Below are 20,741 nucleotides of genomic sequence, written 5' to 3'. Positions count from 1 at the left end.
ACACAATGAGCGACGGCAACAGCGATCTCGACCGCGTCTGGAAACTGATGGACAGGATCGGTTTCTGTATGCTCGCCACTCGCGAAGGCGATGACATCCGCTCACGACCGATGGCGGCGCATGTGGTGCGCGACGAAAACGCCGTCTACTTCCTCACCGATGTCGACAGTCACAAGGATGACGAGATCGAAGCCGAGCCCAATGTCGGTCTCGCCTTCGCCGATTCAGGCGGCCAGAAATATGTTTCCGTCAGCGGTCTGGCGGCGGTTTCGAACGACCGCGCCAAGATCAGGGAGTTGTGGTCGACCCCGGCCAAGGCCTGGTGGGACAGTGCCGATGATCCTTCGATCCGCGTGCTTAAGGTGACGCCGAAAGACGCCCAGTATTGGGACAGCCCCGGCACCGTGGTCAGCTATGTGAAGATGCTGGCCGCAACGGTCAGCGACAGCCGCCCGGAAATCGGTGACACCGGTAAGGTCAGGATGTAGCCGGACGGCGTTGAAAATCACGACATCAGTCAGATGTACGAATGCCGGCGGGTCGCATTTGACATATTGCTGGCGGCATACCGGCGCGGATCAGTCTGGCTTGGGAGGGTCAGGGGCATTCGGCACTGGATCGGCGTCAGTATCCCTTTGCGGACAGTCCTCATAGCTGTGGTCGCGCCCGCCGCAGAAAGAACAGCACATGGCCTCGCGATCCCCGTTTCCGGGCCGCCATTGCGGGGTTTCGTAGGGCTTCCTGCCATCCATCCCCAGCAATGCACGACGGACCATTTGGTTGCGCCGCCACAGACGGCCAGCCGGCGGTTGCGGAACCACCCACCGGGGTGCGAGTTTCGGCCGATACATCCATTCGAGGGAACAGCCATGCCGATGCGCCGAATTGCCTTGATGACGACAGCGATCCTGCTGGCCGCGACCGGCCTCGCCGAAGCCAGGCCCGACACCCGCACGATGAGTTGCGACCAACTCCGGCAACTGCTCCAAAGCCGCCATGCCGTGGTGCTGACCACCGGCCCCAACACCTATGACCGCTATGTCAGGCAGTTCGGCAACGAATGCGACTGGCCGGAGGTGCCGATGTCGGCCTATGTCCCGACCCGTGACGGCAGCTGCCCGGTCTACCGCTGCGAGGAACCTGTCACCAACTTTCCGGACTGATACCGCGCCTTCAGTCGGCTTTGCCGCCGCAGTGCGTTGATCCGGGCGCGCGAACCGGCTAGGGGTGGGGCGCAACGTGCATTTTCCCGCTTCGTCTAATGGTAGGACAGCGCCCTTTGAAGGCGTGAATCGAGGTTCGAGCCCTTGAGCGGGAACCAGCAACCAAGCGTTCGGCTGCTCAAAAGCTGCGCGCAGGGCTGGCCAGCCGGCATCAGCGTATTAGCGAACGCTTGTATTTCGCCCCAAGCAGGATCATCATCCGGACCGTCAGTGGCTTCAAGGGGTGCAGCGCCATGGAACTGAGTTGCTTTGACGGGGGCGTCCTTGCATCGACGATGTCCCTGAACGTCACGGCGGTTTTCATAATATTGACCGCATTTGCCGCACTTCGGCTGGTTGCAATGTCAGGCAAAGGTTCTGTCGACCAACTCCAGACGGCGTAGCCCGCAGGGGATCTCCGGTTCAGGAGAAGGCATATGGCCGCGAGAAAAGTGATAGCCGTCAAGGATTGGTCTTGCGGCATGAGCGACGAGCTCGGCCGCGTCGTCCTGACCATCAACCCGACCGAGGGTGAGCCCATCCTGGTTTTGATGACAATCTTCCAGGCGGCAAGGATGGCCGGGGAATTGCGGGCTCCGAAACTCGTCTCCATGCCTCGGTGACGCCACGCCCCTGGGCAAATCGGATCAAGCTCGCCGGGGCAGCCCCAACGCCCTCCCCAGCGAGCTGTTGCTCCGTTACGATGAACGATGGAGCAATTACTGCTTTACGAATCCAGGCGCCATTAAGTTGCGTCCGGCTCCTGAAACCATTTCGCGGACCCTGCGTTGACCACCGGGCCGACACAGGAGACATCTCATGACCGTCAACTGCCGCATATCGATCGACAACCGGCCGGAGGCCACGGACGCCGTTTTCCAGGCGGTTCCCCGGATCGGCGAAAGTGTTGCGCTGTCGATCGACGGAACCACGCAGGATCTGCGGGTATCGCGCGTCGTGCACGTCACCAATGGCAGCCTGGAAGGTGCCGCGATAATCGTCGAAGTGACGACCAACATCCTCTGAACCGAGAGTCTCGTCCCGGTACGCCAGCCGGCGCCGCGTCGCGGCAACTGCCGACCGGCCTACGGGACTAGGCTGCTCAGGCGCGCTGAACCGCCCTACTCCTTGCCGCCGTCGGAAATGCCGTTGCCGCCGGCGGTTGGCAGGATGCCGAAGTCTTGCGACTTCGTCCCTTGCTCCGCCGTCAGGAAGCCATCCGAGGCAAGACCGCGCCGCAGCAATTCCCTCACGGCAGCCGAACGGCTCGGCATGCGCTTGTCGAAGCGCCAGTTTTCCAGCGCCGCCAGTTCGTCTGACGTCAGCATAATCTGCAACCGTTCCGGACGTTCCACTTCAGTCATCGCGCTTCCCTCGCTCAGCACCACGAATACGTAGAATGAGTATTCAACTTACTCAACTCATAGTTAGGAAACCGCTCCTAGCGCGTCAAGACCTCGCGATGGGTGAACCGCTTGTCATGCTCATGAAGAGCCTGATGCGTATTCGGCGTAACACACACAGTTGCACAACTATGCTAACTATTTGATTTGTTTGGGTATTATTTAATTAGTGACTTGCCAAGCCCAAGCCCCTGCCGCATTGTGCAACCTGAACAGAAAACCATTCCCTTTGGGAGGTTTCGATGCGGTATGATTACTCGGCGCGACTGCGCGATGACGTCCGTTCAGCAGTCCAGGTCGCCTTCAGGAAGACCGGCATCGTCAGCATCACGGCGGTGGCGGAGCATGTAAGGGTCAGGAATCTGGCCGAAAACGTCGCCCTCGAGGACGTCGAATACCTTGTCTTCCAGGCAGCCCAGCTGATCGGCGCGGCAATTGAATTCGACGGGCTCACCAATTTCGACGGCGTAGCTGGTCTGTTCGTGGATGGCCTCGGTGGCGACGATGGTGAGCGCGTCAACGCCCAACTCGACAGACCTGGTGAGGCCACCCTGCAGTAGGGCGGTTCAGGCTGAACGCGCATTTGTCCCGTGCCAGCCAGGGCGGCCTCCTCAAAAGGCCGCCCTGCTGTTTCCGTACCTTGGTGATGACCAGAGCAGTTCCTCAGGCGGAGCCGGCGATTTGTGAGGCGAAGTCGCGATAGGGACGCAGCGGGCGGCCCAGAAGCGTGGTCAGGCGCTCGACGTCGCCGGCCTCGGGCAGCATGCCGTCGGTCAGGAACCGTTCGCCCATCAAGCGCATGTCGTACGCCATCCAGGCAGGCAGGAACTGCTTGAGATTCTGCTCGAAACCTTCGGTGTTGTCGCCGCCGTAGCTGATCGGGCGGGCAAGCACGTCGGACCAGATGGCGGCGATATCCGTCCCGGTCAGTGTCTGCGGACCGACGAGGTTGATCCGCTCGAGCGCAAGCGGCTCCGCGGACCGTTCGCGGCGCAGCAGCTCGAGAGCGGCGATCTCGGCGATATCACGCACGTCGACCATGGCGAGCCCCTTGGCGCCGACCGGCATTGTGTAGGTGCCGTAGCCGGTGATGACGTCTTCGATCATCAGGTCGTTCTGGATGAAATAGGCCGGGCGCAGGATCGTGGCCTGGAAGCCCATCTGCTCGATCATTCGCTCGACGCCGAATTTGCCGGCGAAATGCGGCACGTTCACATAGACGTCCGCATGGATCACCGAGAGATAGACGATCCGCTCGATGCCCGCCGATCGGGCGACGTTCAGCGCGACCAAAGCCTGGGTGAATTCGTCCGGCACCACGGCGTTCAAGAGGAACAGGGTGGAAACGCCGGACATGGCTTTGCGCAGTGAATCGACATCGAGAAAGTCGCCTTGCGCGACCGATACGCCTGCCGGAAAGCTGGCTTTCGACGGATCGCGGACGAGAGCACGGACGTCGGCGCCGCGCTTGACGAGGTGCTCGACGACTTGGCGGCCAACATTGCCTGTGGCGCCGGTAACGAGAATGGTCATGGAATTTCTCCTGTTGGGTTGCTTGACAGGCCCAATATGTGTGGCTCACAAACAGTCAAACAGGCCGAAATTTTAGACGCGCCGTCTCACTGGTGGAACACTCATGGATCTTCTGGCCCTCACCGATTTCAACCTCGTTGCCCGCCATGGCGGTTTCGGCAAAGCGGCAAGGGCCACCGGCCGGCCCAAGGCAACCTTGTCGCGGCGGGTTGGAGACTTGGAGGGCAGCCTTGACCTGCGCCTGTTTGAACGGGGCGCGCGCAACCTGAAGCTGACCGAAGAAGGACGGGCGCTCTTCGAGCGGACGGGGGTATTGCTTGCCGAACTGGACGAGACGGCTGCGGAGATCGCCTCGGGCGGTCGGAAGCCCAAGGGCAGATTGCGTATCAGCGCGCCCCTGCTTTTTTCTCAGACCGCGATGGGGAGGATCGCCGCGGGATTTACCCTCAAATTTCCGGAGGTGAGGCTGGAGGTCACGACGGAGGACCGGGCTGTGGACATGATCGAGGAAGGCTACGACCTGGTGATCCGGGTCAACCCGGATCCCGACGAAAGCTTGGTCGGACGGGCGTTTCTCCGCGACCGGCTGGTCGTCGTGGCGAGCCCTCAACTTCCTCGCACCGGTGGTCCGGCCCCTGGCGTTGCGCGCGGGACAGGCGAACGGCAAATATGGCACGTGAAGACAGAGGCTGGCCGGTCGGCGATAAAAATCGAGCCGGTCCTCGCTTTGGGAACGCTCATTATGGTGCGCGATGCGGTGCGAGCGGGGGTCGGGGCAGCACGTCTTCCCATTTCGTTGGTGGCCCACGATTTGGCTGACGGCACACTGGTGAACTGGGGAGACATTGACGGGCCGGAGATCGCTCTGTGGACGCTCTACCCGTCTCGGCGGCTGCTCAGCCCGCGCGTGTCGGCTTTCCTGGACTTTCTGAAACAGGCCTTCCCGAACGGGACGCCGGACGAACTGGCCGCCTATATCGGCAGGTGATGCCGAACCCGCTTTCAGCGCACTGGGGCCTGGGCAGCGTCACGTCACCTGCCAGCCTGCTTGGCAGAACATGCCGCGACCTCCGATCCACTCCTCGACAGAACCCGGCAAACAGGCCGATCGCGCCGGCAGGCCCGTTTCGCGAACGATTGTTTTCGGTGTGGAACAAACTGGGTGCATGGAGGTTTTGGCCTCGCCGCACTCAGGAGGACGTGGTGAAGGCTCTGCGTAGTCTCCTTGCCGAACTGTCATCCAACTGGCTCAGGCGCCGCAAGGCGCAAGCGTCCAACACCGCTGGGAATGCCAAAGCCACGCCCAGCGTTGCGCCGCAGGCGTCAAATCAGCGTGCCGCTCATAGGCCCAAGCCTCCGTCCACCCGCGATGTCGCCTCCAACATGTGAGCGAGCTGCAAAGGCCATGATGATGCTGAATCGCCTGACTACAGATCCACTTCTCCGCCTTTTCATCGGTATAATTGCCGGCACATTGGCTGGAGGCGGTGTCGGCGAAGTGGTCGGCAACCATATCACAGCCGATCCCCTTGTCGGCGCATCCGTGGGCGCTTTTGTCGGCGCCGCGATTGCCGGAGTGATCCTGGCCGTCGAAGAATAGCGCCGCCGCATGGTGAGCAGCCATGGGGCGGCCGCGTCGTCTTCAAGCCATCGGCATGCGGCCGAACACCCTGTGGGAATTGAGCGATCGGCTGCTATAATTCCTGGACCCTTCCCGGAGAACGCCTGCCATGACCCTGAAAACACGCAAGCTCGGCAGCCAGGGGCTGCAGGTCTCGGCCATCGGCCTCGGCTGCATGGGCATGAGCCAGTCCTACGGGCCGGCCGACGAGGCCGAATCCATCGCCACGCTGCACCGCGCCATCGAACTCGGCTGCACCTTCCTCGACACCGCCGAGGTCTATGGCCCGTATACCAACGAGGCATTGCTCGGCCGGGCGTTGAAGGGCAAGCGCGGCCAGGTGACGATCGCCACCAAATTCGGCTTCCGCATCGAAAACGGCAAGCAGGCTGGAACCGACAGCCGGCCCGAGCATATTCGTGAGGTCGTGGAAGCCTCGCTCGGCCGCCTCGGAACCGACCATATCGACCTGCTCTACCAGCACCGCGTCGACCCGGCGGTGCCGATGGAGGATGTCGCGGGCGCCGTCGGCGAACTCGTCGCGCAAGGCAAGGTGCGCTTCTTCGGCCTGTCGGAGGCCGGCGCGGCCAACATCCGCCGGGCGCATGCCGCGCACCCGGTGTCAGCGGTGCAGAGCGAGTATTCGCTGTGGGAGCGCAATCTGGAGCCGGAGATCATCCCGCTGCTTGGCGAACTCGGCATCGGCCTGGTGCCGTTCTCGCCGCTCGGCCGAGGTTTTCTCACCGGCCAGGTCAAGCGCGCGGAAGACTATCCCGACGGCGATTATCGCCGCAACGACCCGCGCTACCAGGGCGAAAACTACGACGCCAATGTCGAGGCGGCCGCCAAGGTGAGCGACATCGCCGCTGCCCGCGGTGTCAAGCCCGGCCAAGTCGCGCTGGCATGGCTGCTGGCGAAGGGCGACGGCTTTGGCATCGACATCGTGCCGATCCCCGGCACCAAGCGCACAAAATACTTGGGAGAGAACGTCGCCGCCGCCACAATCAAACTCGATGCCGCCGAGATGGCCGCGCTCGACGAAGCGCTTGCGCCGGGAAAAGTCTCCGGCCCGCGCTACACCGAGCGGGGCATGGCGATGGTCGACCGGTAGGGGGCGCCGCCCGTCTCGCTCTGAGGGCAATGCTCTCGCTCAACTCTTCGGCGGCAGCTGATGTCAAATCGGCTGTCGGCTCGGCTTTATCAGCCAATGTTTCAGCTGGCCGGTGGAGCGTTGATCGCAAATTGCGCAGCGAAAGCCCTGATGTAAGCAGGCCGAGCTTCACCGCGCGCTACATATGCAGCAAGGTTTTGATATTCGTCCAAAATGCCCGACATTCTTAGTCGCAGCAGCACCGATACCATCAACAGATCGCCCGCGCTGAATGCATCGTCGAGCCACTCGGCGGCGTCCAGACGAGCCGAGAGCCTGTCGAGACAAGCGCGAACACGATCCTTCACCAATGGCAAACGCTCCTCGCTCCAGGGCTTGTCAGCTTCGAATATCTTTGCCGTCGTTAATTCGAGGATCGGCGGCTCGACTGTGTTAAGTGCGGCAAACATCCACGTGATCGCACGCGCGCGGGCATCGCGATCGCCGGGCAGCAGGCCCGCGTGCTGCTCGGCAAGGTGAAGGATGATCGAGCCGGTCTCGAACAGTGAGAGAGAACCCTCCTCGTAGGTGGGGATCTGGCCGAAGGGATGGAGGGCCAGATGGTCCGGCGCCTTCATCTGCGCGAAGGAAACAAACCGAACCTCATAAGGCAGCCCTACCTCTTCGAGCGCCCAGCGAACGCGCGTATCGCGCGCCAGTCCCTTGCCGCGATCGGGCGATCGCTCAAATGCCGTGATGGTGATTGTCATCGCATCGTTCCTGATTGGGCGAATTCTTCGGCTCCCTATCGTGAAGACGAATGGGCCTCCCGGAAATCGACATCGGTGCGAACTATTTTCCGCAATTCGTGCCTGGCTTGTCGACCCCGACATTGCCGAAGAAGGCAAAGGCAGGGCCTAATCCGCCGCTGCCGCCGTGGCCTTCTTGGACGCGGCCCGCTGTCGCCGCATGCGCCGTTTGGCGACGAGCTTGAGAGCGACCGGCAGCTCGTTTGACAGCGCGCCCAGCACGGCGTCGACCATGCCATGCGCCACGAAATCCGCGTTCAAGTCACGGGCCAGTTTGTCGGCCGTCTCCTTGTCCTCGCTGCCGGCCTCCGACCAGAACACGATTCCCACCCGAAGTGCGGCCTTCGCACGCTTCAGCCGGCGAACCAGAAAACGGGCGTGCTTGACGGAATCCCGGTTCAGGAATCCGACCACGACAGTGTCGACGGTTTCGAGCTCAAGGCGGCGAATGCTGGCGGGCTCCATATCCGCAAAGCCGGCTTTCGATACCGTCGCGCCCTGGACCTCCAGCACCTGCGCCAGCATCGCGGCGGCGGCGTCGTCGAGCTCGCCACGCCCACCGGCGCAAAGCACGGACATATCCGTTCCATCGGGCAGGTCGGTCTCGTCTTCCCCGTTGGGATCGCCATCGTCGCTCGCCTCTGCGGCCACGGGCGGCGCCTCCTCCTCGCCTGCCTCCTCCTGCGCGCTGTCGTCGAGATTGGCCACCAGCACCAGGGCACTGGCCGCCACCTGCCGCCTTTGCAAATCGCCCATGACGCCGCGCACACGGTCTTGTTCGCCCAGCAAAAGCGCCGGAATGGCAACCTTGTCGTAGAATTCGACCAGATATTTCTCCTCCAGCATCTCCTCGGCATGGTCGGTGGCTTCTTCCGGATCGCCGGCCAGAAGCCGCTGGTACAGGCGCGCATGGGGTTCGAGCACGGGCTCGTTGCCGAACAGCACGTCGAGGAATTCAAACTGCGGCACGTGTCTGCCCAGCACCACCAGGCAGACGGTGAGCGGTGTCGACAGGATCAGCCCGAGCGGCCCCCAGAGCCACGTCCAGAAAATCGCCGCGACGATGATCGCCAGCGGCGACAGCCCTGTCCGCGAACCGTAGAGCCAGGGTTCGATGATATTGCCGGTGATCAGCTCCATCACTACGAACAGGGCGGCGGTCCACAGCACGAGCGACCAGCCCGGCGCAACGGCCAGCGCCAGGAACAGCGGCAAAAGCATGCCGATGATCGGGCCGATATAGGGAACGAAACGCAGCGCCAGCGCCAGCAGCCCCCACAGCAGCGCATTGGGAATACCGAGGGCCCAGAGCCCGATCGCGATCGGTACGGCGTAGACGATGTTGACGACCAATTGCATCAAGAGATAGCGGCCCACCCGCTTGGCGGCATCCTGAAGCGCCTCGGTGGTGCGGTGGAGGTCGCCGTAGCCGACAAGCCGGATAAAGCGGTCGCGCAGATCCTCCCGCTCGAGCAGCATGAAGATGACGACGACGATGATCAGTCCGGCCGACCCAAGCGGGCTGATCAGCGGCCCGACGATATTCTGCAGGACCTGGAGCGGCCTTTCGCGCGCGACGATCTCGACCGGCACCGGCTCGCGCGGCGGCTTTTCCGGGGTGGCAGCCGGCAGCGAGGGGTCCTGCCTGTCGATCTCCTGGCCGACACGCTCGACCACCTTGCTCAGTCTGGCAAGGATCCCGCCCCCGACCCCGGTTTCCTTGAGCGAGCGGATCTTGGTCAGGATGTTGGTCTGGTAGACCGGGATGTTCTGCGCCAGTTCGCTGACCTGCGTGGCGACGATGAAGGAGAACAGGCCAAGGGCCGCGAAAGCGCCGAGCACGCTGGCAATGACGGCGGCAATCCGGGGAATGCCGATCTTTTTAAGAGCTGAGACAAGCGGCGCCAGTGCGAAGGTCAGCAGCAGCGCGATCGCGATCGGCAGAAAAACCTCGCGCCCGAAATACAGTGCCGCCACCGTCGTGACGATGGCCGCCACATTGGGCAAAGAGGTTCGCGGATGGGGCGCGGCTGCTGAAAGGGCGTCCCCTAGCCCATCAGCCGGAGACGCCGTGCCGTTTCGACGATTGGCCACGTGATGCCTCCCCTGCCAAATGCCATGATCGGGCATATAGAGCGGACGTGCAACTTTAGCCAACGATGAAATACGCCTCGCTCACAGGCAATGATCCGGGCCGCATCGGCCGCTCTCGACCGATCGGATCAGCGCGCCGCATGCCTGGCCAGCGCGTGCTCGATCAGCACGTCGATGGTCTGGCTGTAGCCGATGCCTGAGGCGGCCAGCGCCTTGGCGTACATCGAGATGTCGGTGAATCCGGGAATGGTGTTGACCTCGTTGACGAGCAGGCTGCCATCGGCGCGCAGGAAGAAATCGACGCGCGCCATGGCTTCGCAGCCGAGCGCCTGAAAAGCCTGACGCGCCATCTCCCTCGCTTTGTCGGCCACAGTGGCCGGGACATCAGCGGGCACCTTGACCAGCGCGCCGTCGGCATCGAGATATTTGGCCTCATAGGTGTAGAAGCCGTGCTTGCCGGCCGGAATGATCTCGCCGGGCAGCGACACCGTCAGCGACCCGCCGGCGCGCTCCAGCACCGAGAACTCGATCTCGCGGCCCTCGACGAATTCCTCGATCAACACTTTGCCGTCGTAGCGGAAAGCCGTGTCGATGGCCTGCTCGAAGCCATCCCTGTCATTCACCTTGCTGACCCCGAAGGACGAGCCCTGGCGCGCCGGCTTGGCGAAGAACGGCAGGCCGAGCGCCCCGGCAATCTCCTGGAAGGAATGCTTGCCGTTTCGATGCACGGTGACGGAGCGGGCAACCGCCAATCCCGCCTCGCGCATCAGCCGCTTGGCGACATCCTTGTCCATGGCCGCGGCCGACGCGAGGATGCCGCAGCCGACATAGGCTACATCGGCGACCTCGGCATAGCCCTGCACCGAGCCGTCCTCGCCGAACGGCCCGTGCAGCACGGGAAAGACGACGTCGATGGGGGGCAGGTCAGGCTGCGTACCATCCCGCGACACGGCGACCAGCCGGCCCTTGCCGCCGGGCAGCAGCGCGACCTCGGCACCATCTTCGGATGCCGGCGCCCCTGCTGCGTCATCAAGTTGTTGCAGCAGCCATCTGCCGCTTTTGGTAATGGCGATCGGCACGATGTCGTAGCGCGTCCGGTCGATCGCCTTCAGCACATTGGCGGCCGAAAGGCGCGACACGTCATGCTCGGCCGAACGCCCGCCATAGAGGATGGCCACTCTTGTCTTACCGGTCATCGAAATCCCTCGACTGTCAAAAAAAATCAAATGGCGACGGCAATGCCGCGATTGGCGAAGAAGCGGTCGAAATCGGCCGGCGCCAACACTGCGTCTGCCTGTGTGGCGGGGTCATGGCCGGACGGGTTGTGGAAGCGGAAACCCTGATTGGATGCCGCCGTGACCAGCACCAGATGACCGCCCTTCGAGGGCGGCTCGCGCTCGGGCCAGCGGATCGAACTGCTGACCGACGCGATGAAGAAGCGCGTCCGCTGCATGATCGCCGGAATCTCGGCCGTCGCGACATTGGTCACCACCTCGGCCCGGAGTCCAAAAACCTCTTTCACGAAGCTGACGAAGGGCGCGTAGATCAGCCCCTTGATCGATCCCCCGTTGACGACATAGCCGCCATATAAGGTGCAGCGCCTGGCAAGCTCGATCGTCGGCACGATCTCGCCGCGGCTTGCCAGGATCATCTTCAGGCACGCCATGCCGCAGATATTGGCCGCCCAGACCGCATATTCATCGAGTGTTTCCGCGCCCGATCCCCGCCACAGCGGATCGCGCCTGAGGGCAACATCCGCGCCGTCGGCGAGCACGTCCAGCGTCATATCTGGCGTCTCCCACTGGCTGAAAAACGGCACGGTTTCAGGCAGTGGACTCATACGGGCTCCTCGGCGGTTGACTCCATCTCGTATACGAGGATACGAGATGGATGAAAAGCCGCTTAGGCCCGTTTAGGTGTGGCGAGCCGCGCGCCGCCGCCTACTCGGCCTTCGTCCAACCGAAAACCAGCCATGCATATTTCGATTTTTCGTCGGGTTCGACAGTGTAGGTCATCTGCATGTCGCCGTCCTTGGCGTAGATATCCAGCCGGGGCGCCGTCTCCAGCTTGAGCCACGCCGAACTGTTGCTGAAGGACCAGGTTCCGCACCAGACGCAAGGCCCCGACGTCGGATCACCCGGCTGATGAAAGTTGTAGCGGCCGTCCGCCGTGATCTCCAGATAGTCGAACGCGCCGTAAAACGCGGTCACCGTCTGCTGGAATTCATTGGCGGCCGCTTCCTGTTCCGGTGTCGGCGCATCCTTCATATCGCGCGGCGGCCGGATGGCTCCGCCGTTGAGTTTCCATTTGCCGACAAAATCCTTCTGGGTCGGAAGATATTCCTCCTGCGCCTGCGCCGATGAAACATAAGCAAAAGGTGATATACTTGTGAGGCCCACGGCCCCGATCGCAAATAAAAGCGTGGCGGCACAGATCGCCCTTGTTGGGTTTTGCATAAAAGATATATCTCCACGGAGGTAAGGGGAGTTCTATTGAGGATTTTGCAGCGCACGTTGCTTCGATGCCGATTCCCGCCCGCCATTTGCACGGTTAGCATCGTGGCCATCAATCTGGCAACGCAAGGCAGCCTCTCTCCAGCATCGCCCATGCGCCCGAGATCACGGCCGGCTGAATATCGGCAGCTTAGAAGGTGATCTTCACCGAAGCTGCGCTGCGACTATGCGGACCATGATGGACGGCCTCGATGTTGTTGCCGTCGGGATCGAGCAGGAAGGCGGCGTAATAGCCAGGATGATAGGGCCGTTCGCCCGGCGCGCCATTGTCCGTGCCGCCAGCCGCCAGTCCGGCCTTGTAGAAGGCGTCGACCATGGCGTGGTCCCTTGCCTGGAAAGCCAGGTGATGGCGACCGGTGAGCTTTCCCTGTGCGGCCCGGCTGTTGGCAGTGGAGACAAACAGCTCGTCGGCCCAGAAAAAATCGTCGCCGCTCCCACCGATCGGAACATCGATCGCCTGCAGGACCGCCTCGTAGAAACGCCGGCTGGCCGCGAGATCCCTGACCACCAGCTGGATGTGGTCGATGAGCCGGCCGCGATGCAATTCCTGGGTTTCCATAAAGATGCCTCCTCGTGAGGTTCGAATTTAGGTTCGGACAGGGCGTCGTCAATGCGGATACTTGTTCTATCCAGCAAACAAAAAGCCCGCCGGGAGGGGATCCGGCGGGCCTTTGGAAAGCATGTCTAGCCTTCAGGGGTCTGAGGGGGGATCAGACCTGGTAAGAACCTTTGTTGGCCGCGGAGGTTCCACCCGAACAACAAATTGCCGATGGCCCGTCGAAACCGCGGAAGCGGTGGAGGCGATTTCTTCGCGAGAGCACTCACAGTTTGGAACTTTCCGCTCACAACCGGGTTGGGTGCCCCGGTGGGAGGAATTGCTATTGGATAGTTTTCAGAGGCTCGAAGCGCTGGTCGACAGCGCCGGTGTCGAGGATATCGAGGAAGCAACCGCTCTGCTGCGCCGGTTCAAGGGCAGGTCGCGCGAGGTCTCGGCAGCCATAGATGAGTTCATGCTCGATTTCATGACGTTGGTCTTCGTCGTCGAAAGCGGCGAAGAAGGTTTCGAAAAGCCGGTCCGCAAGCTCGCTCGCACCAGGCTTTCAAAGCTTGAGCGGATGGTGACTGTGATGGCGGAGGAAAAGCCGGCCTCCGGCGCCGGCCTATCCCTTCAGGATGGCGGCTAGCCTTGGAATGCCTTCGCTCACCGCGCGCCGGTCGGCGAGCGTGAAGGACAGCCGCAGCGTGTTGCGCCCGGTGCCGTCGGCATAAAAGGCGCTGCCCGGCACGAAGGCCACCCGCGCTTCTTTCACCGACCGCGCCAGAAGCTCGGTGGCGTCGGCCCCTTCCGGCAACGTTACCCAGACGAACATGCCGCCTTCCGGGCGGGCTCCAGGTCACGCCTTCCGGCATATTGGATTCCAGTGCCGAGAGCAGCCCGTCGCGGCGCTCGCGATAGGCGCCGATAAGTTTTTCCACCTGGCCGTCGAAGACGGCTTCGGCGACACGATGCATCACCACCTGGTTGATCGACGGGCTGTGCAGGTCCGAGGCCTGCTTCATCAGCACCAGTTTCTCGACGATGTGGCGCGGGGCGCAAACCCAGCCGACGCGCATGCCCGGCGACAGTATCTTCGAGAACGAGCCGCAATAGAGCGTGCGCGCCTTGTCGATGCCGCCGGACCTGATGCAGTCGAGCGCCAGGATCGGCGGCTCGCCTTCGCCGTCATAGCGCAGCGCGCGATAGGCGGCATCCTCGATGACGGCGATGTCGAGTTCGCCGGCAAGGTCGAGCACCGCCTCGCGCTGCTCACGGTTCAGCGTGTTGCCGGTCGGGTTGGCGAAATCCGGCACCAGATAGGCGAATTTGGCCTTGCCGCCATTTGCTGCCGCCGCCGCGCGATAGGCATCGGGCGTCATGTTGCCGCCGGCCGGGGTCAGCCGGTCGTAGCGAGGCTCATAGGCGTTGAAAGCCTGCAGCGCGCCGAGATAGGTCGGCCATGTCACCAGCGCGGTATCGCCCGGCGACAGGAACAGTTTGCCGAGATAGTCCAGCGCCTGCTGGGAGCCGGAGGTGATGAAGATATTGGCCTCGTCACAGGCGACGCCGAGCTTGCCCATCTGCCCGGCGAGCCAGCGCCGCAACGGCAGGTAGCCTTCCGAGACCTGGTACTGCAGCGCCGCACCCGCCTCCGCGCCGCCCAGCACCGAAGCATAGGCGTCGCGGATCGCCTCGGCCGGGAACAGCGCCGGGTCGGGAATACCGCCGGCGAACGAGATGATGTCCGGCTGGTCGAGCAGCTTTAGGAGCTCGCGGATTTCGGACGCTTTCATGCGCGACGAGCGCGAAGCCAACAGATTCATAAGGGTCACGACACGCCTCCCCAGACGCTGCAATATAGGTCAACTTGGCTGACCTATATCCCCTCTTGGCCGCGAATTGAAGTGTGCCTGAACGATTTCCCGAATGCGCCAGCGCTGGCGCACTGCTCGAACGCCGCGAGCAGTTCCACAAAAAATGTGCAGCGGTTTCCGTCCGCCTAAAGGCTCTTCTTGTAGCCGAGATGGCTGCCGGTGAAGCCGAGGCTTTCGTAAAAGCGGTGCGCGTCCGTCCGCCCCTTGTCGGTGGTCAGCTGGACGAGGCTGCAGCCGCGCGCCCGGCACGCGTCGATCGCCCATACGATCATCTGCCTGCCGATGCCGTCCGAGCGCCGGTGGCCGGCAACCCGAACCGCCTCGATCTGCCCGCGCCACGCGCCCTTGTGCGAGAGCCCGGCAAGGAAAGAAATCTGCAAGGTGCCGATCACCTCGCCGCCCTCGACAGCCACCGCCAGCAGCTGATTGGGATCGGCGTCGATGGCGTTGAAAGCATCGAGATAGCCTTGCGCCAGCGGCAAGGCAGCGTCCTCGCGGCCGGCGCCAAGCGGATCGTCGGCCAGCATCGCGACGATATCAGGCAGGTCGGAGGCCTGCGCACGGCGGAAGGTGATCATGGTGTCGAGATATCGCGAGGCACTGGTGGCCGCAAGATTTGAATACGCTCTCCACAGGGCGCTGGTGCCGCCCCTCATCTGCCTGCCGGCATCTTCTCCCCGTATAGTGACGGGGAGAAGGACGCTGTGTCAGATGATTTCGCCAAATCGCCAGCGTCGCAGAAAAAGCGCCAACGTGGCGGCCGGCCCCTTTCTCCCCGTCACTATACGGGGAGAAATGTCCGGCAGGACAATGAGGGGCAGCGCTAACTTTGCTGGCTACAGCTCGCCCTCATACGTCAGTTGCGCCTGCGTCAGCGCCCGATCCAGCCTTTCGCCCTCCGCATAACCCGACAAATTCTGCGGCCGCTCGATACCAGGCAGCAGCCTCGGACACGGCTCGGCGGCGCCGACCACCATCCGCACCGGGATGACGCCGGCCCACACCGGATGCCCGTAATCCTCCTCGTCGTCGGCGACTCCCTTAGCGCGCACTTTGGCTGATGCCTCTTCGATGCGCATGCCGATCACCGTCGTCGCCTTGGCCTCCTGCACCGAGATCGGCCGCAGGGTCTCGCTCCGGCCGGGGTAGAAGCGGTCGACGACGCCGGCCAGCGCCTTCAGTTTCTCATCAGGCTCATCGATGATCCGCGCCGTGCCGAAACACATCGCCGAGCGGTAATTGGCGGAATGGTTGAAGCCCGAGCGCGCCAGCACCAGCCCGTCGAGATGCGACACCGTCAGACACGCCGGCGTGCCGCCGCGCAGATTGCGCAGCATGCGGCTGGCCGACGAGCCGTGCCAGTAGAGCATGTCGTCCTCGCGCCAGTGGATGGTCGGCGTGCAATAGGGCTGGCCGTCGAACGTATAGGCGACATGGCACAGCAGCCCGGCATCCAGCACCGCGAAGACTGCCGCATGGTCGTAGCTGCCGCGCTCGTGCAGGCGCTTGACGCGGTTGCGGCTGGTGGTCGGAAAGCTGGCTGGCGTGTCGTTCACGGCTTGCATCCTTGGTTGTTGTCTGCCAACCATGCGCCATGACATTGGTTGATAAAAGAACCAATCCGATGAAGAAAAAACAGACCAATTTTCCGGATTGGTCGGCGCTGATCCCGGTCCTCCCGGGCGACGGCCGGCGCAGCCGCGAGCTTTATGCGGCGCTCAGGCGGCTGATCGAGACCGGCGCGCTGGCCACCGGGGCCAAATTGCCGACCACCCGGGATCTCGCACAGCGCTTCGGCCTATCGCGTTCGGCGGCGGTTGCCTGTTTTGAAATGCTGGTCTCGGAAGGCTTCGCCGTCGCCAGGATCGGTGCCGGAACCTTCGTCGCGCCTGACGTGCCGCATCTGCCGACAACACTGGTCAAGCCACGGCCACCCGAGATCGATGCCGCCACCTCGCTGCCTTGCGGCCTTGGCGTGGCGGTGTCCGATCCGCGCACGCTTGATTTGTTTCGCATCCTTCTGTCGCGCCACCTCGCTCGCCCCGGGCCGGAGCATTTCCGCTATGGCGATCCGCGCGGCGGCCTGCCGCTGCGCACGGCAATTGCCACCTATCTCAGGACCGCACGCGGCGTGCGCTGCGATGCCGGCCAGATCGTGCTGACTTCGGGCACGCAGCAGGGGCTGGATCTTCTGGTGCGCGCCGCGCTCAGCCCCGGCGATGCCGTCTGGATCGAAAACCCCTGCTATCCCATGGCGCAGGCCGTGCTGGCCGGCAGCGGCGCCAGGGTTTTTGGGGTACCGGTCGACGCGGAAGGGCTCGATCCCGAGATCGGCGAAAGCCTGTGCTCCAATGCGCGCGCGGCCTATGTCACGCCCTCGCATCAATATCCGCTCGGCGTGACGATGACGATGCGCCGCCGTCTCGCTTTGCTCGACTGGGCTCGGCGCAACGATGCCTGGATCATCGAGGACGACTACGACAGCGAGTTCCGCTATGCCGGCCCGCCGCTGACCTCGCTGCAGGGCATGGACGGTTCAGACCGTGTCGCCTATCTCGGCACCTTCTCGAAAATCCTCTTCCCCGGCCTGCGCATCGGCTATGTCGTGGTGCCCGAAGCGCTGCTCGATGCCGTGATGGCGGTCAGGGCGCGCTCCGACCGCTTCCCCTCGACGCTGGCCGAAGGCGCGCTGACCGACCTGTTGAAGGCCATTTCGCCGCGCATCTCCGGCGCGTGCGCCGCCGCGTCCAGGCCGCGCGCGACGTCCTGGTCGCCGGCCTCGAGGCGCATTGCGGCGATGCCCTCGAAGTAACCGTGCCCGAACAGGGGTTGCATTTGATGGCGACGCTGAAGGACGCCGGGCCGGACACCGCGATCGTCGAGGCGGCGAAGGCGGCGGGTGTCGGCGCCAGGGCCTTGTCCTCAATGTTCATCGGCGGAGCGTCCCGGCAAGGTCTGGTGCTGGGTTTTTCGGGGTTTTCGGACGAGGAGTTGATGGCCGCGACGGTGCGACTGGGTGGGGTGGTTCGGCAGCAAGCCCGGTGAGCCAACGAGAACCGCCTCATTGGTGCGCCGGCATCGAACTGTAGAGCCCCGTCAATCCCCATCCGCTGGCCCGGCCTTGCCGCACTGCGCCAGCACCTTGCCGATGGCCGCGCTGGAGCCCTTCAGCGGAAAGCTGATCTCGCCATATTTGGCTGAACTGACCGACACATCGCCTTTGCCGCGCAGCAGGTCGAGCAGCGGATCGGCTTTCGCCAGATTGACCACGAAGTAGTTGTACATGGCCTCCAGCTGCAGTGTCTTCGTTACCGTCTTGCCGTCGGCCTTGAACGCGAACGAACCGCTGATGCCAGGTTCCAGCTGCTGGCCGGCGGCACCGAGATCGTAGCTCAGCACCGGCGTGTCGAAACAGGTGAGCATCATATGCGCATCGCCTTTCGGCCCGCCGCAGACCGAAGCCGTCAGCACGCTGCCGCCCTCGTCTTCCTCCATCTTGGCGCTCCAGCCACCGCACGACGCGGCAAACGCCGGCTGCGCGGCCTGCACGACGGCCAAGGCACCAGCGACGATGAGATGTGCAACTCTCATGACTCCCCCAATTGACTGCCTCCAGGGCATTTGCAGCGCCCGTCGGCAGCATATAGGAAAAAGCGATCCGATGGCATTGCCCGTTGCGGCAGCCGGTCCTGTTTCGTGGAGAGTTGGATTGAGAGCCTGCGTTCGCCTGTGTCTGTCCTTTGCCGCCCTGCTTGCCTCGCCGCTCACCGCTCGTGCCGAGTGGAAGCCGGTCGAGAAAATCGAGCCCTACGCGATCTCGGGCCGGTCCGGCGCCGAACTCTACCGCTCGATCGGCGGGAAAGGGCCAAAGCTCGGCATTGCCCGCGCCATCGCCTACACCAATTTCAAGCTGACCTGGGGGTTAAGGGACTACAAGCCCAGTGGCAAGGACTGCGTGCTGACGGCCGGGCGGCCGAAGCTGATCGTCACCTACACCTTGCCAAAACCCTCCGGCTCCCTGCCGCCCGCCGTCCAGAAGAACTGGGAAACTTTCATCGCCGGCGTCGCCGCCCATGAGAAGGTGCATGGCGCCAGCATGGTCCAGATGGTCCACGACATCCAAGCCGCAACGAACGGCCTGACCGTCGCCGACGATCCCAAATGCAGCAAGACAAGGGCCGAGGTGGTCAAGCGGCTCGACGCAATCTCGAAGGCGCGGGTGCTGGCAAGCCGCGATTTCGACCGCGTCGAATTCGGCAATGGCGGCAATTTGCAGAAACTGGTTTTTTCGCTCGTGACCGGCCCCTGACTGGCGCGGACCGCAGTCCGAAGTTGACGGCAGTGCTATCTTCGACCGCTGGCGCCGGCCGCTTCGCCCAGCTCACCGCGTTTCAGCGCTCGCCCTCAGCTCCGCCCGCTTCTCGTCCGAGACGACGGCCAGATCCAGCACCTTCTGCAATTCGGCGGCATGGCGGAAGGACGGTTCGGCTTGCACGCCGGTTCGCACAGCGTCAGTGAAACGCTGGTAGTTGGTCGGCACCGTACCGGCGTCGAACTCTTCCCATATGGCGTTCTCGACGTTTTCGCCGATGCAGGCCTTGAGCGTCGAGCCATCGAGATTGTGTATCACTTCGATGCCGCCCTTCTCGCCATAGATGCGCAGGCGCAGTTCGTTGAGATGGCCAGTCGCCCAGCGGCTGGCATGCACCACGCCGAAGGCGCCGTTGGAAAAGTCCAGCGTCATGGCGAAGCTGTCATTGGCGTCGAGCCCGTAGTCGCCGATGCGGTTGCCAGGCGCCTTGTCGAAGGCGCGCAGCCGGCAGAAGACATGGTCGATGTCGACGGCTGCGCCATAGCTGGCGAAATCGAGGATGTGGATGCCGACATCGCCAAGCACGCCATTGGAGCCGTGGCCGCGTGACAGGCGCCACAGCCATTTCGGATCGGTGCGCCAGTCGCCCCAGAATTTCGACACCAGCCAGCTTTGCAGGTAGGACGCCTCGACATGCCTGACGGTGCCGATCTCGCCCGCCTGCACCATCTGGCGGGCCCTCTGCAGCGCCGCCACATTGCGATAGGTGAGGTTCACCATGTTGACGATGCCGGCGGCCTCGGAGGCGTCGGCCATCTCGGTCGCCTTGCCATAGTTTTCGGCCAGTGGCTTCTCGCACAGCACCGGCTTGCCGGCGGCGATCAGCGCCATGGTGGTCGGGTGGTGGATGCGGTCCGGCGTGACATTGGCCACCGCGTCGAACTCACCCCATGTCAGCGCCTCATCCAGCGCGGTAAAGCGGTTGGGAATGTCAAAACTGGCGGCGAACTCGCCGACCCGTGCCGGATCGACATCGACCGCGCCGACAATGTCGACGCCGTCGATGGCGGTGAAGCGCCGCGCATGTTCCTGCGCCATCCAGCCGGTGCCGAGTATCAAAAGCCGCATTCTTTGCTCCTTGGGGTGACATGCCGGGATCCCCTCCCGGCCGACGCCCTCAAATAGCGCGTATGATGCCGCCGTCGACCCGGATGTTCTGGCCGGTGATGTAGCCGGCGCCTTCGGACGCCAGGAAGGCGATGGTCGCGGCGACCTCTTCCGAGGTTCCGTAGCGCTGCATCGGCACGCTGTCGCGGCGCTCCTCGGTGGCCGGCAGGCTGTCGATCCAGCCGGGCAGCACATTGTTCATGCGCACATTGTCAGCGGCATAGGTGTTGGCGAAGATCTTGGTGTAGGCGGCAAGCCCGGCGCGGAACACAGCGGACGTCGGAAACATCGGGCTCGGCTCTACCACCCAGGCGGTCGAGATGTTGATGATGGCGCCGCCCTTCTGCTTGACCATCTGCGGCGCCACGATGCGCACCGGACGGATGACGTTCAGCAGATAGACATCCATGCCGGTGTGCCATTGCTCGTCGGTGATTTCGAGGATCGGCGCGCGCGGCCCGTGGCCGCCGCTGTTGACCAGCACGTCGATGCGGCCAAAACGTTCGAGCGTCAGGTCGACGAGACGCTGCAGATCTTCATTGGATTGGTTGGAGCCGGTGACGCCCAGCCCGCCCAATTCCCCAG

Annotated in this window: 25 protein-coding genes, 1 tRNA gene and 1 pseudogene; 13 read left to right on the top strand and 14 right to left on the bottom strand. The window is 63.4% G+C overall.

Annotated features, from left to right (window positions below; all coding sequences use genetic code 11):
- Positions 1-5 precede the first annotated feature (5 nt).
- The 5 genes from EOB80_RS30855 to EOB80_RS30835 all read left to right on the top strand — a co-directional run bounded on the left by EOB80_RS30855 (position 6) and on the right by EOB80_RS30835 (position 2,228).
- A complete protein-coding gene (locus tag EOB80_RS30855) occupies positions 6-488 on the top strand; it encodes a pyridoxamine 5'-phosphate oxidase family protein (RefSeq protein ID WP_127269199.1) in 483 nt (160 codons plus the stop codon).
- 381 nt (positions 489-869) lie between these two features.
- Positions 870-1,163 (top strand): hypothetical protein, encoded by a 294-nt coding sequence (locus EOB80_RS30850; protein ID WP_127331686.1) that lies wholly within the window; start codon positions 870-872, stop codon positions 1,161-1,163.
- An 84-nt stretch (positions 1,164-1,247) separates the two neighbouring features.
- Positions 1,248-1,321, top strand: a tRNA-Gln gene (locus EOB80_RS30845).
- Positions 1,322-1,639: 318 nt separating this feature from the next.
- Positions 1,640-1,825 carry a hypothetical protein gene (locus EOB80_RS30840; protein WP_127331685.1) on the top strand — a complete coding sequence of 62 codons (186 nt, stop codon included), beginning with the start codon at positions 1,640-1,642 and terminating at the stop codon, positions 1,823-1,825.
- A 196-nt stretch (positions 1,826-2,021) separates the two neighbouring features.
- A complete protein-coding gene (locus tag EOB80_RS30835; RefSeq protein WP_127331684.1) occupies positions 2,022-2,228 on the top strand; it encodes a hypothetical protein in 207 nt (68 codons plus the stop codon).
- Between the two features lie 95 nt (positions 2,229-2,323).
- On the opposite strand, the gene EOB80_RS30830 is transcribed toward EOB80_RS30835, so the two are convergent.
- Positions 2,324-2,566, bottom strand: a complete 243-nt coding sequence (locus EOB80_RS30830; RefSeq protein WP_127331682.1) for a hypothetical protein — start codon at positions 2,564-2,566, stop codon at positions 2,324-2,326.
- A 281-nt stretch (positions 2,567-2,847) separates the two neighbouring features.
- Between EOB80_RS30830 and EOB80_RS30825 the strand changes: the two genes are divergently transcribed.
- A complete protein-coding gene (locus tag EOB80_RS30825; RefSeq protein ID WP_127269194.1) occupies positions 2,848-3,165 on the top strand; it encodes a hypothetical protein in 318 nt (105 codons plus the stop codon).
- A gap of 103 nt (positions 3,166-3,268) precedes the next feature.
- Here EOB80_RS30825 and EOB80_RS30820 read toward each other — a convergent pair whose 3' ends face one another.
- Complete coding sequence (locus EOB80_RS30820; RefSeq protein WP_127331680.1) at positions 3,269-4,138, bottom strand: NmrA/HSCARG family protein; 870 nt, start codon at positions 4,136-4,138, stop codon at positions 3,269-3,271.
- A gap of 103 nt (positions 4,139-4,241) precedes the next feature.
- Between EOB80_RS30820 and EOB80_RS30815 the strand changes: the two genes are divergently transcribed.
- From EOB80_RS30815 to EOB80_RS30800, 3 genes are all read left to right on the top strand, one after another.
- The gene (locus EOB80_RS30815) at positions 4,242-5,126 is read left to right on the top strand and encodes a LysR family transcriptional regulator (protein WP_127331678.1); all 885 of its coding nucleotides are present in this window, start codon (positions 4,242-4,244) and stop codon (positions 5,124-5,126) included.
- A gap of 417 nt (positions 5,127-5,543) precedes the next feature.
- Positions 5,544-5,738 (top strand): hypothetical protein, encoded by a 195-nt coding sequence (locus EOB80_RS30805; protein ID WP_127331676.1) that lies wholly within the window; start codon positions 5,544-5,546, stop codon positions 5,736-5,738.
- 130 nt (positions 5,739-5,868) lie between these two features.
- Positions 5,869-6,870, top strand: a complete 1,002-nt coding sequence (locus tag EOB80_RS30800) for an aldo/keto reductase (protein WP_127331674.1) — start codon at positions 5,869-5,871, stop codon at positions 6,868-6,870.
- Positions 6,871-6,971: 101 nt separating this feature from the next.
- Here the strand turns inward: EOB80_RS30800 and EOB80_RS30795 are convergent, their stop codons facing one another.
- The 6 genes from EOB80_RS30795 to EOB80_RS30770 form a co-directional block, all read right to left on the bottom strand.
- Entirely contained in the window at positions 6,972-7,619 is a 648-nt protein-coding gene (locus tag EOB80_RS30795; RefSeq protein WP_127271145.1) for a glutathione S-transferase family protein, read from the bottom strand.
- A gap of 147 nt (positions 7,620-7,766) precedes the next feature.
- Positions 7,767-9,752 (bottom strand): AI-2E family transporter, encoded by a 1,986-nt coding sequence (locus EOB80_RS30790; RefSeq protein WP_127331672.1) that lies wholly within the window; start codon positions 9,750-9,752, stop codon positions 7,767-7,769.
- A 128-nt stretch (positions 9,753-9,880) separates the two neighbouring features.
- Positions 9,881-10,948: a D-alanine--D-alanine ligase family protein gene (locus tag EOB80_RS30785; protein ID WP_127319412.1), complete on the bottom strand. Its 1,068-nt coding sequence runs from the start codon at positions 10,946-10,948 to the stop codon at positions 9,881-9,883.
- Between the two features lie 26 nt (positions 10,949-10,974).
- The gene (locus EOB80_RS30780) at positions 10,975-11,592 is read right to left on the bottom strand and encodes a C39 family peptidase (protein WP_127319410.1); all 618 of its coding nucleotides are present in this window, start codon (positions 11,590-11,592) and stop codon (positions 10,975-10,977) included.
- Positions 11,593-11,692: 100 nt separating this feature from the next.
- Positions 11,693-12,208 carry a hypothetical protein gene (locus EOB80_RS30775; RefSeq protein WP_127319408.1) on the bottom strand — a complete coding sequence of 172 codons (516 nt, stop codon included), beginning with the start codon at positions 12,206-12,208 and terminating at the stop codon, positions 11,693-11,695.
- A 187-nt stretch (positions 12,209-12,395) separates the two neighbouring features.
- A complete protein-coding gene (locus tag EOB80_RS30770) occupies positions 12,396-12,824 on the bottom strand; it encodes a VOC family protein (RefSeq protein WP_127319406.1) in 429 nt (142 codons plus the stop codon).
- A 322-nt stretch (positions 12,825-13,146) separates the two neighbouring features.
- Between EOB80_RS30770 and EOB80_RS30765 the strand changes: the two genes are divergently transcribed.
- On the top strand, positions 13,147-13,449 hold the full coding sequence (locus EOB80_RS30765; protein ID WP_164762785.1) for a hypothetical protein: 303 nt from the start codon (positions 13,147-13,149) through the stop codon (positions 13,447-13,449).
- Here the strand turns inward: EOB80_RS30765 and EOB80_RS30760 are convergent.
- The 3 genes and pseudogenes from EOB80_RS30760 to EOB80_RS30745 form a co-directional block, all read right to left on the bottom strand.
- Positions 13,426-14,626: pseudogene (locus EOB80_RS30760) on the bottom strand (PLP-dependent aminotransferase family protein). The gene EOB80_RS30765 and the pseudogene EOB80_RS30760 sit on opposite strands and share 24 nt — an antisense overlap.
- Before the next feature lie 176 nt (positions 14,627-14,802).
- Complete coding sequence (locus EOB80_RS30755) at positions 14,803-15,255, bottom strand: GNAT family N-acetyltransferase (RefSeq protein ID WP_127331670.1); 453 nt, start codon at positions 15,253-15,255, stop codon at positions 14,803-14,805.
- A 258-nt stretch (positions 15,256-15,513) separates the two neighbouring features.
- Positions 15,514-16,266, bottom strand: a complete 753-nt coding sequence (locus EOB80_RS30745) for a pyridoxamine 5'-phosphate oxidase family protein (RefSeq protein WP_164762784.1) — start codon at positions 16,264-16,266, stop codon at positions 15,514-15,516.
- A gap of 35 nt (positions 16,267-16,301) precedes the next feature.
- On the opposite strand from EOB80_RS30745, the gene EOB80_RS30740 reads away from it, so the two are divergent.
- Together EOB80_RS30740 and EOB80_RS35660 are read left to right on the top strand one after the other, a co-directional pair.
- Positions 16,302-17,489: a PLP-dependent aminotransferase family protein gene (locus tag EOB80_RS30740; protein WP_245466482.1), complete on the top strand. Its 1,188-nt coding sequence runs from the start codon at positions 16,302-16,304 to the stop codon at positions 17,487-17,489.
- 26 nt (positions 17,490-17,515) lie between these two features.
- Entirely contained in the window at positions 17,516-17,722 is a 207-nt protein-coding gene (locus EOB80_RS35660) for a hypothetical protein (RefSeq protein WP_245466481.1), read from the top strand.
- A gap of 51 nt (positions 17,723-17,773) precedes the next feature.
- On the opposite strand, the gene EOB80_RS30735 is transcribed toward EOB80_RS35660, so the two are convergent.
- Positions 17,774-18,268 (bottom strand): hypothetical protein, encoded by a 495-nt coding sequence (locus tag EOB80_RS30735; protein ID WP_245466480.1) that lies wholly within the window; start codon positions 18,266-18,268, stop codon positions 17,774-17,776.
- Between the two features lie 118 nt (positions 18,269-18,386).
- Here EOB80_RS30735 and EOB80_RS30730 point away from each other — a divergent pair, with 118 nt between their 5' ends.
- Entirely contained in the window at positions 18,387-18,986 is a 600-nt protein-coding gene (locus EOB80_RS30730) for a DUF922 domain-containing Zn-dependent protease (RefSeq protein WP_127331666.1), read from the top strand.
- A gap of 72 nt (positions 18,987-19,058) precedes the next feature.
- On the opposite strand, the gene EOB80_RS30725 is transcribed toward EOB80_RS30730, so the two are convergent.
- Together EOB80_RS30725 and EOB80_RS30720 are read right to left on the bottom strand one after the other, a co-directional pair.
- Complete coding sequence (locus EOB80_RS30725; RefSeq protein ID WP_127331664.1) at positions 19,059-20,117, bottom strand: Gfo/Idh/MocA family oxidoreductase; 1,059 nt, start codon at positions 20,115-20,117, stop codon at positions 19,059-19,061.
- A gap of 49 nt (positions 20,118-20,166) precedes the next feature.
- Positions 20,167-20,741: SDR family oxidoreductase (locus tag EOB80_RS30720; RefSeq protein ID WP_127331662.1), on the bottom strand; the 575-nt coding region annotated here is incomplete at its 5' end.

Origin of the sequence: Mesorhizobium sp. M7A.F.Ca.MR.245.00.0.0, from assembly GCF_003997415.1 — a bacterium.
GTDB lineage: Bacteria > Pseudomonadota > Alphaproteobacteria > Rhizobiales > Rhizobiaceae > Mesorhizobium.
Note: the sequence above shows the minus strand (reverse complement) of the source record. Positions and strands in the feature narration are given on the sequence as shown.